Origin of the sequence: Pseudomonas sp. SMN11 (assembly GCF_052041945.1) — a bacterium.
Classification (GTDB): Bacteria; Pseudomonadota; Gammaproteobacteria; order Pseudomonadales; family Pseudomonadaceae; genus Aquipseudomonas.
Genome location: NZ_JBKGGW010000003.1, coordinates 1 through 12,163, shown reverse-complemented (window position 1 = coordinate 12,163; position 12,163 = coordinate 1). Strand labels below are relative to the sequence as shown.

General features: G+C 62.3%; 12 protein-coding genes. 6 read left to right on the top strand and 6 right to left on the bottom strand.

Annotated elements, in window-relative coordinates; translation table 11 throughout:
* Window positions 1-120 precede the first annotated feature (120 nt).
* Complete coding sequence (locus ACLEJU_RS04110) at window positions 121-1,320, top strand: sugar transporter (protein ID WP_435421898.1); 1,200 nt, start codon at window positions 121-123, stop codon at window positions 1,318-1,320.
* A 62-nt stretch (window positions 1,321-1,382) separates the two neighbouring features.
* Here the strand turns inward: ACLEJU_RS04110 and ACLEJU_RS04105 are convergent, their stop codons facing one another.
* Genes ACLEJU_RS04105 through ACLEJU_RS04095 form a run of 3 tightly spaced genes read right to left on the bottom strand, consistent with a single transcriptional unit; the run spans window position 1,383 to window position 3,804 of the window.
* Window positions 1,383-1,967, bottom strand: coding sequence for a LysE family translocator (locus tag ACLEJU_RS04105; protein ID WP_435421897.1), 585 nt, complete (start codon window positions 1,965-1,967; stop codon window positions 1,383-1,385).
* A gap of 49 nt (window positions 1,968-2,016) precedes the next feature.
* Complete coding sequence (locus ACLEJU_RS04100) at window positions 2,017-2,847, bottom strand: AraC family ligand binding domain-containing protein (RefSeq protein ID WP_435421896.1); 831 nt, start codon at window positions 2,845-2,847, stop codon at window positions 2,017-2,019.
* 57 nt (window positions 2,848-2,904) lie between these two features.
* Window positions 2,905-3,804 (bottom strand): LysR substrate-binding domain-containing protein, encoded by a 900-nt coding sequence (locus ACLEJU_RS04095; RefSeq protein ID WP_435421895.1) that lies wholly within the window; start codon window positions 3,802-3,804, stop codon window positions 2,905-2,907.
* A gap of 104 nt (window positions 3,805-3,908) precedes the next feature.
* Between ACLEJU_RS04095 and nfsB the strand changes: the two genes are divergently transcribed.
* Together nfsB and ACLEJU_RS04085 are read left to right on the top strand one after the other, a co-directional pair.
* Complete coding sequence (nfsB, locus tag ACLEJU_RS04090) at window positions 3,909-4,562, top strand: oxygen-insensitive NAD(P)H nitroreductase (RefSeq protein WP_435421894.1); 654 nt, start codon at window positions 3,909-3,911, stop codon at window positions 4,560-4,562.
* Between the two features lie 181 nt (window positions 4,563-4,743).
* Window positions 4,744-5,118, top strand: a complete 375-nt coding sequence (locus ACLEJU_RS04085) for a DUF1801 domain-containing protein (protein ID WP_435421893.1) — start codon at window positions 4,744-4,746, stop codon at window positions 5,116-5,118.
* Between the two features lie 7 nt (window positions 5,119-5,125).
* On the opposite strand, the gene ACLEJU_RS04080 is transcribed toward ACLEJU_RS04085, so the two are convergent.
* Together ACLEJU_RS04080 and ACLEJU_RS04075 are read right to left on the bottom strand one after the other, a co-directional pair.
* Window positions 5,126-6,280, bottom strand: a complete 1,155-nt coding sequence (locus ACLEJU_RS04080; protein ID WP_435421892.1) for a cysteine desulfurase family protein — start codon at window positions 6,278-6,280, stop codon at window positions 5,126-5,128.
* A gap of 191 nt (window positions 6,281-6,471) precedes the next feature.
* A complete protein-coding gene (locus tag ACLEJU_RS04075; protein ID WP_103447975.1) occupies window positions 6,472-7,398 on the bottom strand; it encodes a LysR family transcriptional regulator in 927 nt (308 codons plus the stop codon).
* A 138-nt stretch (window positions 7,399-7,536) separates the two neighbouring features.
* On the opposite strand from ACLEJU_RS04075, the gene ACLEJU_RS04070 reads away from it, so the two are divergent.
* Complete coding sequence (locus ACLEJU_RS04070) at window positions 7,537-8,766, top strand: acyl-CoA dehydrogenase (RefSeq protein ID WP_435421891.1); 1,230 nt, start codon at window positions 7,537-7,539, stop codon at window positions 8,764-8,766.
* A 56-nt stretch (window positions 8,767-8,822) separates the two neighbouring features.
* Here the strand turns inward: ACLEJU_RS04070 and ACLEJU_RS04065 are convergent, their stop codons facing one another.
* The gene (locus ACLEJU_RS04065) at window positions 8,823-10,175 is read right to left on the bottom strand and encodes an SPFH domain-containing protein (RefSeq protein ID WP_435421890.1); all 1,353 of its coding nucleotides are present in this window, start codon (window positions 10,173-10,175) and stop codon (window positions 8,823-8,825) included.
* A gap of 240 nt (window positions 10,176-10,415) precedes the next feature.
* Between ACLEJU_RS04065 and ACLEJU_RS04060 the strand changes: the two genes are divergently transcribed.
* Window positions 10,416-11,795 carry a PAAR domain-containing protein gene (locus ACLEJU_RS04060; RefSeq protein WP_435421889.1) on the top strand — a complete coding sequence of 460 codons (1,380 nt, stop codon included), beginning with the start codon at window positions 10,416-10,418 and terminating at the stop codon, window positions 11,793-11,795.
* Window positions 11,788-12,163, top strand: a 376-nt coding sequence (locus ACLEJU_RS04055) for a hypothetical protein (RefSeq protein WP_440776673.1), incomplete at its 3' end; no start/stop codon positions are given. The genes ACLEJU_RS04060 and ACLEJU_RS04055, both read left to right, overlap by 8 nt.

Here is a 12,163-nt window from a genome sequence, read left to right as displayed (position 1 = left end):
AGGCGTGACGCGTACCATGCGGGCAATCCTTCCAATAACAAACCCGTGCCTCAGCGCGGCCGATACTTGGCCCCTGACGCGCGTCCTTTCGCCTTGCCTGCGGAGAACAGATTCCTGCCCATGAACGGACCCATCCCCACCGACCTGCCGCCGACCGCAGGTGGCGGCAGCTGGCTGAGCGTGATCGCCCTGGCCCTGGCGGCCTTCATCTTCAACACCACCGAGTTCGTCCCGGTGGCGCTGCTCAGTGACATCGGCAGCAGCTTCGACATGACCACCGCGCAGGTCGGCCTGATGCTGACCATCTATGCCTGGGTGGTGGCGCTGGCATCGCTGCCGATGATGTTGCTCACCCGCAACATCGAGCGTCGGCGGTTGCTGCTGTTCGTGTTCCTGGTGTTCATCCTCAGCCACCTGCTGTCGTGGTTGTCGCAGAGCTTTGCCATGCTGCTGGTCAGCCGCATCGGTATCGCCCTGGCCCACGCCGTGTTCTGGGCCATCACCGCGTCGCTGGCCGTGCGCGTGGCACCGCCGGGGCAGCAGGCCAAGGCACTGGGGTTGCTGGCGACCGGCACGACCCTGGCGATGGTACTGGGCATACCGTTGGGCCGCGTGGTAGGCGAAGCACTGGGCTGGCGCATCACCTTCCTCAGCATTGCCGGGGTAGCGCTGGTGACCATGCTGTGCCTGATGAAGTCGCTGCCGTTGCTGCCGAGCCAGAACTCCGGCTCGCTGCGTAGCCTGCCGATCCTGTTCAAGCGCCCGGCACTGGTGATTACCTACCTGCTGGTGACCCTGGTGATCACCGCGCAATTCACCGCCTACAGCTACATCGAGCCATTCGCCCTGCACGTGGCGCAGATCGGCGGCGAGCGCACCACGCTGTTGCTGCTGTTGTTCGGTGGCGCCGGCGTGTTCGGCTCGCTGCTGTTCAGCCGTTACAGCGAGCGCTTCCCCCATGGCTTCCTGGCGGGCTCGATCGGCGTGCTGGCGGCTTGCCTGCTGTTGCTGCTGCCGTTGTCGGGCAACTTCTATGTGTTTGCGGCCTTGAGCATGTTCTGGGGCGTGGCGATCCTCAGTTTCAGCCTGTCGCTGCAGTCCAAGACCTTGAAGCTGGCTTCCGATGCCACCGACGTGGCCATGGCGCTGTTCTCCGGCATCTACAACATCGGCATTGGTGGCGGGGCATTGCTGGGCAGTATTGTCAGCAGCCAGATGGGTGTGGCGGACATCGGCATGGTTGGCGGTAGCGTGGCGGTAGTCGGGCTGATCCTGGCATTGGCCAGTACCCGGCGGTTCCGTGAGGCACTGAGCCACTGAATACCTGTACCGGCCTCATCGCGGGTAAACCCGCGAAGAGGCCGTACAGGAAACTTCGAGATTCAGCTCAATACCGCAGCCCAGGCCGATATCACCAGCAATCCGGCCAAACCCCGGTTGAACCACAGCAACCGCCCCGGCGCCTGAAACCAGCGCGCACTGCCTGCCCCCAACACTGCCCACACCGCCATGCACGGCACGGCAATCAGCAGAAACACCAATGCCAGCTGCCACACCGGCAGCGTCGGTGCGGCAAACACGCCAATGACGGCCACCGCCATCATCCACACCTTCGGGTTGACCACCTGCAACGACGCCGCGCTGACCACGCCAAACGGCTTGCCGCCTGCGCTATCCAGCGGCTCGCCGGCACTTCGCAGCATGCGCCAGGCCAGCCAGCTCAACCACAGCACCCCGGCCCAGCTCATCGCCTGCTGGGCCAATGGATGGCGCACCAGCGCTTCACCCAGTCCCAGGCCGACCAGCCACACGATTGCCGCCGCTGCACCGCAGGCTGCCAGCACCGGCGCCAGGCTCGCGCGTAGACCTTGCCGGGCGCCATGGGCGAGGATCAGTAGGTTGGTCGGCCCCGGGCTGATGCTTGAGACCAGGGCGAAGAGAATGAAGGGCAACAAAGATTGCGACATGGGAACGGCTCCGAATGTTCAGGGCCCCATGGTCGCCATTGGCAGGCTGTCAGTCTGGAAGGTTTGAGCAGCGGCGACGGTAGTCGGCCGGGGTCAGCTGATAAGCACGCCGGAACCAGCGCCCCAGGTGACTCTGGTCGGCAAAACCCAGGGCCATGGCAACCTCGGCCGGGGTCTGGCCGAGCGCGAGCAGGCGACGTGCGCGGGCCAGCCGCAGCTGGATCAGATAAGCATGGGGCGCCAGGCCGAAGGCGGCCTTGAAGGCCCGGGTCAGGCGGAAACGGTCGACCCCGCAGGCTTGGGCAATCTGCTCCAGGCCGATGTCCTGGTCGAAGTGGGCATCCAGAAAGTCACGCGCCCGCTGTGCCGTCAGTGGCAGGCGCGGGTCGGGGTCGAGGCGCTTGCGCCAGTGCAGGTGGCTGGTCAGGGTGGTCAGCAATGTGTCCATGGCCGTCTGGCGGACGATGCGCAGCTCCTGGCCATGCACCGCCTGGAACGCCAGGGCGGTGGCGTGGGCCAGGCGTTCGTCGTGGCACAAGGTGTCGGCGAAGCGCGGCAGGCTGTCGCCGGGTGCCTGTTCGAACAGCGCCCGCAGCTCGGTCTCCAGCCAGTTCGGTTCCAGGTACAGGGTCGAATAGGTGAAGCCTTCGGCCGTCGGCGCGTGGCCGTCGTGCAGGTCGCCAGGTTCGAGCAGGAAAACCTGGCCTGCGGTGCTCTGGTGACGCACCCGACGGCAGTTGAACTGCTGCACACCCTGCTCGGTGAAGCCGACCAGGAAGCTGTCGTGCCAGTGCGGGTCGTAGGCGTGGCCGACAAAATGCGCGCGGACCGACTCGATGCCGGTGTCGGCGTCTTGCTTGAGGTCGATCCAGTTGCTCATGGCGCTGCGCTGCTGACGGGTAGGGCAGTTCACCATACTCCAGATGCGTCAGCCGGTTTAGAACAATTGTGCAGGCTGCAGCGCGGCAAAACGCTCGCGTAGCCACAGGTGCAGTTGCGTCACAGCGGGCGACAACTGCTTGCGGTGCGGGCACACCAGCGTCACAGGCGTGGCTTCGCCCTGATGCTCCGGCAGCAGGATTTCCAGTTCACCGGCGGCGATGTTGGCGCTGACGTCCAGCCATGACTTGTAGACGATGCCTTCGCCCTCCAGCGCCCAGCGCCGCACCACGTCGGCATCGTCACTGACCAGCGGCCCGCGTACCTGCACGGTGCGGTTGCCAAGCTGCCACTTGTCGTACACGCGGTTGTGCTGCAGGTACAGCAGGCAGTCGTGCTGCTGCAGGTCATCAGGTGTGCGGGGGCGGCCGTGGCGGGCCAGGTAGCCGGGCGAGGCCACCACCACGCGGCGGTTCCAGGGGGCCAGCGGCAGGGCGATGTAGTTGGCGTCCTGGTTGAGGCCATAGCGGATGGCGATGTCTACCGGGTCACGGCTGAAGTCGGCCATCTGATCGGAGAGGAAGAAGCGCAGGCTCAATGCCGGGTGCTCGCGGCGAAAGGCGCTGATCCACGGCAGCAAAAGGTTGCGGCCAATGTCGGAAGGTGCGGACACCTGCAACACCCCGCGCAACGTGCTGTGGCTGGCGTGAAGCTGTTCCTGGCCCTGGCGCAAAGTGTCCAGCACACGCTGGGCGGTGGGCAGGTACAGCTCGCCCTCGGCGGTCAGGCGCAGGCTGCGGGTGGTGCGGGCGAACAGGCGCACGTCGAGGTCGCGCTCCAGGCGCTTGATCGCCGCGGCCACTTGCCCCGGCAGCAGGTCGGCTTCATGGGCGGCAGCGGTGAAACTGCCTAGGGCGCTGCTGCGCACGAACAGTTCGAGGTCGGTGAAACGGAGCATTTTCACTCCAAGGGTGAAAGTGTTGCTGCATTCTGCCGCTTTTTCCGGTTTGCAGGAAAGATAAGATGCGCGACAGATCCCGTTTCGTTGATTGGAGTTGCAGCATGGATACCGTCTCCCTGGCCAAGCGCCGTTACACCACCAAGGCCTACGATGCCACCCGCAAGATTCCCCAGGCTACGGTCGATGCGCTGCTCGAACAGCTGCGCCACAGCCCGTCCTCGGTCAACTCACAGCCTTGGCGTTTCGTTGTCGCCGACAGCGTCGAAGGCAAGGCCCGCCTGGCCAAGGCCACCGACGGCCGTTTTGCCTACAACTCGCCGAAGATCCTCGATGCTTCGCATGTGATCGTATTCTGCACCCGCACCGAGATGACCGAAGCGCACCTGAATGCGGTGCTTGACCAGGAACAGGCCGATGGCCGCTTCCGCGACGAGCAGGCGCGGGCAGGGCAGAACCAGAGCCGTCGCGGCTATGTGGACCTGCACCGTTTCGATCAGAAAGACCTGCAGCACTGGATGGAGAAACAGACCTATCTGGCCTTGGGTACCGCGCTGCTCGGTGCCGCGGCCCATGGCCTGGATGCCACGCCGATCGAAGGGTTCGACAGCAAGGTGCTGGATGCTGAATTGGGGCTGCGTGAGCAGGGCTTTACCAGTGTAGTGGTCTTGAGCCTGGGCTATCGCAGCGAGGCGGACTTCAATGCCGGGCTGAGCAAGTCACGTCTGCCAGCTTCGACGGTATTCACCTTCCTGTAAGTGCGTTGCTGGCAGTGCCGGCCTCTTCGCGGGTAAACCCGCTCCCACAGGGATTTCACCGATCTTGAAGGCAGTGGAGAACTTGTGGGAGCGGGTTTACCCGCGAAGAGGCCAGCACTGCCAACACAAACCTCAAGCATGAACGATACTGAGTGGCCCACACCGTCTCCAGGATCTTGCCATGCCTGATTCAACCCCCAGCGAACAGATCGACGCCCGCATCGCCAATCTGGACGACTGGCGCGGCCCGGCCCTTGCACGCCTGCGAGCCCTGATCCACCAGGCCGATCACGAAGTGCTGGAGGAAGTGAAATGGCGTGGCGTCCCGGTGTGGTCCCACGCCGGCATCCTGTGCACCGGTGAGAGCTACAAGGACAAGCTCAAGCTGACGTTCGCCAAAGGCGCGCATCTGGCCGACCCGACAGGCCTGTTCAATGCCAGTCTCGATGGCAATACGCGCCGCGCCATCGACGTGTTCGAAGGGGATGATATCGACGATCAGGCGTTCATCAGCCTGATCCGGGCAGCCGTGGCGCTCAACGTTAACAAGGGCTGAGCGCGCGTTACCAAAGCGCAGCCGAAGCCGCAGTCAAGGCCCGCTCGAACACCGCAATCGCCGTGTCCACTTCGGCTTCGCTGGTAAACCGCCCAATACTCACGCGCACGCTCTTGCGTGCCCGCGCTTCATCCAGCCCCAGCGCCAACAGCACAAGCGAAGCGGCGTTGCTCGCCGAGTTGCAGGCCGAGGTGGTCGACAGCGCCAGTTCACTGGCCAAGGCCATGCTGTTGAAACCGTTGGCTTCGATGCACAGGTTCAGGGTGTGAGGTACCCGCTGCAGGGCACAGCCATTGAGGCTGACCCCCGGCAATGCCAGCAACCCTTCACGCAGACGCTTGGCCATGTGCTCGATACGCTGGTGCTCGCTGTCGCCCGGCTCACCGGCCAGGGCGAAGGCACTGCCCATGCCGACGATCTGGTGCGTCGGCAAGGTACCTGAGCGCAGCCCTTGCTCATGCCCGCCACCGTGGATCTGCGCGCACATCAGCTCACGGGCACGAGGCCCGACATACAATGCGCCGATACCTTTAGGCCCATACACCTTGTGCGCCGAGAACGACATCAGGTCCACCGCCATCGCCTGCAGATCGATGGCCAGCTTGCCGATCGCCTGGGCCGCATCCACATGCAGCAGGGCGCCATGGGCGCGAACCCGTTCGCCGATGGCAGCGAAATCGGTGACGGTGCCCAGTTCATTGTTGACGGCCATCAGCGACACCAGGCGAGTGTCTTCACGTAGCGCTGCCTGCACGGCGTAGGGCTGGATCAGGCCGCTGGCGTCCGGCGCCAGGCGGGTGATGGCCCAGCCCTGGCGTTCCAGTTCCTTCACCGTGTCGAGCACGGCCTTGTGCTCCAGCTGGCTGGTGATCAGGTGGCCCGGCTTGGCCATGCCCTGGGCGATGCCCTTGAGTGCCAGGTTGTTGGACTCGGTGGCGCCCGATGTCCAGACGATGTCGTCGGCGCAGGCACCGACCCGCTCGGCCACTTGCCGGCGGGCCTGTTCGACCACTTCGCGTGCAGCTTGGCCGTAGGCATGACCGCTGGACGCTGGATTGCCGAAGTTAACCTGGCGACCGAGGCAGGTGAGCATGGTTTCGATGACCCGGTCATCGACCGGAGTGGTGGCGGCGTAGTCGAAATAGAGCGGGGCGCTGGGCATGGGGCGGGTCCGTGCAATGATGCCGTGGTGTCGGCAATCGTTGCATCAAGCCTAAGCGCTGGGTAGAAAATGATTTTGCTTTTTATGCTGCAATTAGCCGGCTAATGGGGGATATTTTTCTCTATTTATAGATCAGTTGGAAATGGTTTTTCTCTCTGTGGGCCCGGGGAGCCCACAGTGCCATGAACGCATCAGGCAGGCTCCAGCGCACGTTCTTCTTCGGCCACCACGCGCTCGCATAATTCGATGATTTGCTCGCGCATCCAGCGGTTGGCCGGGTCCTGGTCAGTGCTCTCATGCCAGTACAGGTGAGTCTCCAGCGCTGGCACCTCCACTGGCAGCGGCTGGAAGCGCAGCTGGTGACGGCGGGCGAAGCGCTCGGGTACGGTCATGGCCATGTCGGTCTGCTGCAACACCTGCGAGGCCATCAGGTAATGCTGGGAGCGCAGCGCGACTTTGCGTTGCACGCCCATCTTGCCCAGTGCCAGGTCGACATAGCCCAGGCCGTTGCGGCGGCTGGAGATATGGATGTGGGTCATGCCCAGGTAGTTGTCGAGGGTCAGCTTGGCATCCGCCAGCGGGTGGCCCTGGCGCAGCGCGCAGACATAGCGATCCTGCATCAGCTTGACATGGCGCACCTGCGGGTCGGTGTTGAGCGGAGCATCGACGGCGAAGTCCAGGCGCCCGGCGGCCAGTTCCTTGGTGGTTTCGCGGCGTTTGCACAGGAAGCTCTCGATCAGCACTGCCGGCGCCAGGCGGCGCAGGCGCTGGAACAGCGGCGGCAGGATCACCGCCTCGGTGAGGTCGGTCATGCTGATGCGGAAGGTCTTGTTGGCCTGCTGCGGGTTGAAGATGCGGCTTTCCTGCACAGAGGTGCGCAGCAGCGCCAGGGCATTGCGCACCGGGCCGATGATGTTCTGGGCCATGGGCGTGGGCACCATGCCTTGGGCGGTACGTACGAACAGCGGATCGTTGAAGGTTTCGCGCAGCCGTGACAGGGCATTGGACACCGCCGGCTGGGTGATGCCGACGATCTGCCCGGCTCGGGTCAGGTTGGCTTCGGTGTAGATCGCGTCGAAGACGATGAACAGGTTGAGGTCGACCTTGCTGAGGTTCATGGCGCCGCTCTTTGTTGGAATTATTGGCCGATCATATATCGGTTATGAATGTTTATACACGCGGAAAATAGACTAGGTAGATCGAGGCTGGCTGCTCTAGGCTCTGCCCATGTACTTTGAACCGTGAAGGTAACCCCGATGGATTTCGCCTATTCGCCCAAGGTCCAGGCACTGCGAGAGCGCGTCAGCGCCTTCATGGATGCTTATGTCTATCCCGCCGAACCGGTGTTCGAGCGCCAGGTCGCCGAGGGCGACCGCTGGCAACCCACCGCGATCATGGAAGAGCTCAAGGCCAAGGCCCGGGCCGAGGGTTTGTGGAACCTGTTCCTTCCGGAATCCGAGTACGGCGCCGGCCTGAGCAACCTGGAGTACGCGCCGTTGGCCGAAATCATGGGCCGTTCGCTGCTGGGCCCGGAGCCGTTCAACTGCTCGGCACCGGACACCGGCAACATGGAAGTGCTGGTGCGCTATGGCAGCGAGGCGCAGAAGCGCCAATGGCTGGAACCGCTGCTGCGCGGCCAGATCCGCTCGGCATTCGCGATGACCGAACCGGACGTGGCCTCTTCGGATGCCACCAACATGGCTGCCACGGCCGTGCGTGATGGTGACGAATGGGTGATCAACGGCCGCAAATGGTGGACGTCCGGAGCCTGCGACCCACGCTGCAAGGTGATGATCTTCATGGGCCTGTCGAATCCCGACGGTCCGCGCCATCAGCAGCATTCGATGGTGCTGGTGCCGACCGATGCGCCGGGGGTGAAGATCGTTCGCCCATTGCCGGTGTTCGGTTATGACGATGCGCCCCATGGCCATGCCGAAGTGCTGTTCGAGAACGTGCGGGTGCCTTATGAGAATGTGGTCCTTGGTGAAGGGCGTGGTTTCGAGATCGCCCAAGGCCGCCTTGGCCCAGGCCGCATTCACCATTGCATGCGTTCGATCGGCATGGCCGAGCGGGCGCTGGAGCTGATGTGCAAGCGCTCGGTCGAACGCACGGCCTTCGGCCGGCCATTGGCGCGTCTGGGCGGCAACGTCGACAAGATCGCCGATTCGCGCATGGAGATCGACATGGCGCGCCTGCTCACACTGAAGGCGGCGTACATGATGGACACCGTCGGCAACAAGGTCGCGCGCAGCGAGATCGCGCAGATCAAGGTGGTGGCGCCGAACGTGGCATTGAAGGTGATCGACCGGGCGATCCAGATGCACGGCGGGGCAGGGGTGAGCGGCGATTTCCCGCTGGCCTACATGTACGCCATGCAGCGCACCCTGCGCTTGGCCGATGGGCCGGATGAGGTGCACCGGGCGGCGATCGGCAAGTACGAGATCGGCAAGTATGTGCCGGTGGAGATGCTGCGCGGCGGAAGATGAGGCAAGCCGGTACCGGCCTCTTCGCGCCGAGACGCCGCGAAGAGGCTGAAGCAGGATCACTGCGTCTTGAGGTCTACCATCAGATCCTTGGCCGCCTTGGTGGCCAGTACACTCATCAGCTTGCTCATCTCATCTTGGCGCCCCACGCCAGTGTCTGCCCCCCCCATCATCACGCTGGGCACGGGCGCCCGTGCCGCAGCTTCGGCCCAGACGCGATTGATCTGCACCAGTGCGTCCAGCTTGTTCTGCAAGGCCCCGTCCGCCTTCAGGGAAGCCTCACGGGCATGGGCCTCGGCATCGGCCGTGATCCGAGTGGCTTCGGCAGTGACCCGGGCCTTGTCGCGCAGCAACTCGGCGGTCTGCTTGTCGATCTCGGCGCGGCGTTTTTCCCGCTCGGCGTTGATCAGGGTGAGCTGTTTCTCTGTTTCGGCCTGAGTGGTGCGCTCGATCTGCTGGCGCAGGCTTTCCTGGCGCTTGGCCTCGACATCCTTGGCGCCGCGGGCGGACACCAGCTCCTTTTCTTCCTCTTCCTTGAGCCGGTTCTGCCGCGCCACTGCCAGTTCCGCCAGCGCCTGTTGCACCCGCACCATGCGCTGCTGGTATTGGGGGTTCGGGTCGATATGGGTCACCCGTGCATCGACCACCTCGACGCCGAACAGGCGAAATTGCTGCTGCTTGCGTAATTCCTGGCCGTCCTTGTCGAGCTTTTTTTCGATGACGAAGCGGGTTGCGCTGTTGTCGCCGAAACTGCCTTGCTCGGTGCCGGACTGCAGGATCGCCGTCTGTGCCGGGTAGTTGTCGCGCTGTACGCGGATTTCCTTGCGACTGGTCAGGTACAGACCGTTGCGCAGCTGATTTTCGAACTCTGCGCCAAAGTGGCTGCGATTACCGGCGTAGTAATCGTCTGCGCTCATCAGCGATGCCGTGGCCTGCAAGGTTTCCTTGATCGCCGGCAACAAGGCGCGTTGCAGGAAGTTGTCCGGCGAGCGGTACTCCTGGGCGATCTTCAGGAAGGCATCGCCCGAAGGCAGGCGGAACTGGGTACTGAATTCGGCCTTGGCGTCGACGTTGCCCAGAAACACGATGGGCAGGTTCTGGATGGTCACCGCGGGCTGCCCGCTGCGCCTGTCGTCCTGGCTGTCCACCTGCAGGGCCGACTGAACCCCGATGGTGCGCCGCCAGGCGGTACTGCGGCCGAACCACTTGGTGGCGTAGCCCACTTCCTCGACCACTTTTTCCTCGCCGAAGATTGTGCGCACGTGGGTCATCTGGCCCGCTTCGTTGTAGAACAACACGGCGTTGAACAGCACAGCGAAAGCGCCTCCTGTGATTACCGGTATTGCAACTGTGGCGATCAGCTTACGACTCACGCGGAATTGGGGGAGGTCAGGTATCGGAAGTTTTTGCATGGGGCACTCCTTCAGGGGGAGTGTACATGCTGGCCAAGTGTGGCCACACCATAAAGTCGGGAAAGCCAACTATTACTGTAGGAAGTTTCAATAATTATGATGCGGAAAATTCTTCAGGTACTTGCTGAAAGATAAGTTCACTAACTTTGTAGGAAACGTCTAATTTTCCACTTCAGGCACTAAAGGCCTCTGGGCAGCTGTTAGGTTTCAAACCTGATAAATGCACAGGGAGTATTGCCGATGCGGGTCAATCTGGATGGCAGAGGCCAGGCGGTCGATGGTGACAGCACGACCACCGGGGCCGTTTGCATCGCCACCGGTACCGGGTACACGTCCGAAGGGCGCGAGGTGCTCAGGGAAGGTGACCCCACTACGGAGTGTCCGCTTTGTGGGCAGGAGGGGATGGTCGCCGAAGGGGTAGAGTTCTTCATCTCTTCCGGCAGGCGGGTGGCAATGGATGGCGCGCTGGTCGTCTGTGCCTGTTCGCCTGGCAGCAACCGGGTGGTTGCACCGTTGAATCAGCCACCGCCATCGAGGCAGGGCAGGCCAGTCGTACAAGTGTCTGAGGCTCACACTGAGCACTTTGCGCAATCTGCTATGACATCCATGCCCGGTTCGTTGGAACCGGGGTTCTATGTGGTGCCCCGGCACATGTCGTTCCCGCAGGTGCTGCTGCAGTTGCAGGCGCACGACAGCACCCTGCCGATCTCGCGTTTGCAGCGACTTAACCCCACCTTCGAGCAAGGGTTCAAGGCCGGGGAGATTTTCGTTATCGGTGATCCGGACAATGGCAATGCCTGCACCCGCGAAGAAGCCCAGTTGATGGCAGCTGCAGAGCACGCGCGGCGTGCGTTGGTGGCGCTGGATTTTGCCGAGTCGGATTTCATGATGCAGCACCAGGCCGAGATAGCGGGATTGCTCGGCGACGCCAGCCAATCCATGGGAGTGGGCAAGGACATGCTCGACCGAGGGCTGAAGCAAGTCAGCGGGACATTGACCAAGATTGAGCAATTGCATCAACGTGAATTCTTGCGCCATGGCCATCTGAACAGCCCGGGTTTCTTCGCTGAGCGGCGGCAGCTGCTGCAGCAACTGGACGGGCAGTTGAAAGCGGCGTTTCTCAACAAAAAGCTCAATCTCGGGAGCTACGAGAAACTGAAGAAGAGTTTGAATATCTCAACCAAAAGCCTTGTGCATCACTGGTCGAAAGCGGGAGGGCCGGGGCAGATACCGGGGTATGCGACGCATCTGGATAAGGTGGCGAAGATTGGCAAGTATCTCAAGCACGGGGGGAACGCCGCTATCGGGTTAGGTGGGGTTTCGTCTTATTTGAAAGTTGATGAGGTGTGTCGTGCTGGTGAAGCTGAAGCCTGTAGGAAGATCCGTTTTACTGAAACAGGCAGCTTCTCTGGTGGTTTGGGAGGCGGCATGGTAGGGGCCTTGGGAGCGGGGGCGGCAGTACCTGCGCTGTGCGCTGTTTTCGCGGCTGGTACTGCAGGGCTAGGTCTCCCGGTGTGCGGAATTGTTGTGGTAGGCGCTGGCTCTGCTGCAGGTTCTTTGAGCTTTGGAGCATTTGGAGAGTTTTTGGGAGAAGTGCTTTATGAGGTGACTGATGATTGACTTCGAAAACTGGTCGCCTTTTTTAAAGCTCTCATTTTTGATCGCGCCATTTGTTCTTGGACTTTTGGGAATGGCCATTAACGTGCAAATTGCGCTTTCGCGGGACTTTCATGTCGCTATATCAGCTATCACGAGTAATCCCTATTTGGAACAGATGAAACCTGTCTGGGGTGGAGGAAGCTTAAGGTCGCGCTGCCTCCTGCTGAGTACAGTTAGCGGGTTAGTTACATTTCCGGGGTTACATTTGCGCATGGGGTGGCTGGATGAAGTGGAGTTAAAAAATTTCCCACCTAAAATAAAGCGTAAGTTGGGAGTGGCACTATGGTTGATCATGATTAGCTCAGTATGGGTGGGCGTTGGCTATTTCG

Excerpts from the sequence above, each read along its gene's own strand:
- ACLEJU_RS04080 (WP_435421892.1), bottom strand. The coding sequence starts at position 6,280 with ATGCCCAGCGCCCCGCTCTATTTCGACTACGCCGCCACCACTCCGGTC.
- ACLEJU_RS04060 (WP_435421889.1), top strand. The coding sequence starts at position 10,416 with ATGCGGGTCAATCTGGATGGCAGAGGCCAGGCGGTCGATGGTGACAGC.
- ACLEJU_RS04095 (WP_435421895.1), bottom strand. The coding sequence starts at position 3,804 with ATGCTCCGTTTCACCGACCTCGAACTGTTCGTGCGCAGCAGCGCCCTA.
- ACLEJU_RS04065 (WP_435421890.1), bottom strand. The coding sequence starts at position 10,175 with ATGCAAAAACTTCCGATACCTGACCTCCCCCAATTCCGCGTGAGTCGT.
- ACLEJU_RS04070 (WP_435421891.1), top strand. The coding sequence starts at position 7,537 with ATGGATTTCGCCTATTCGCCCAAGGTCCAGGCACTGCGAGAGCGCGTC.
- ACLEJU_RS04110 (WP_435421898.1), top strand. The coding sequence starts at position 121 with ATGAACGGACCCATCCCCACCGACCTGCCGCCGACCGCAGGTGGCGGC.
- ACLEJU_RS04075 (WP_103447975.1), bottom strand. The coding sequence starts at position 7,398 with ATGAACCTCAGCAAGGTCGACCTCAACCTGTTCATCGTCTTCGACGCG.
- ACLEJU_RS04085 (WP_435421893.1), top strand. The coding sequence starts at position 4,744 with ATGCCTGATTCAACCCCCAGCGAACAGATCGACGCCCGCATCGCCAAT.
- ACLEJU_RS04100 (WP_435421896.1), bottom strand. The coding sequence starts at position 2,847 with ATGAGCAACTGGATCGACCTCAAGCAAGACGCCGACACCGGCATCGAG.
- ACLEJU_RS04105 (WP_435421897.1), bottom strand. The coding sequence starts at position 1,967 with ATGTCGCAATCTTTGTTGCCCTTCATTCTCTTCGCCCTGGTCTCAAGC.
- nfsB (WP_435421894.1), top strand. The coding sequence starts at position 3,909 with ATGGATACCGTCTCCCTGGCCAAGCGCCGTTACACCACCAAGGCCTAC.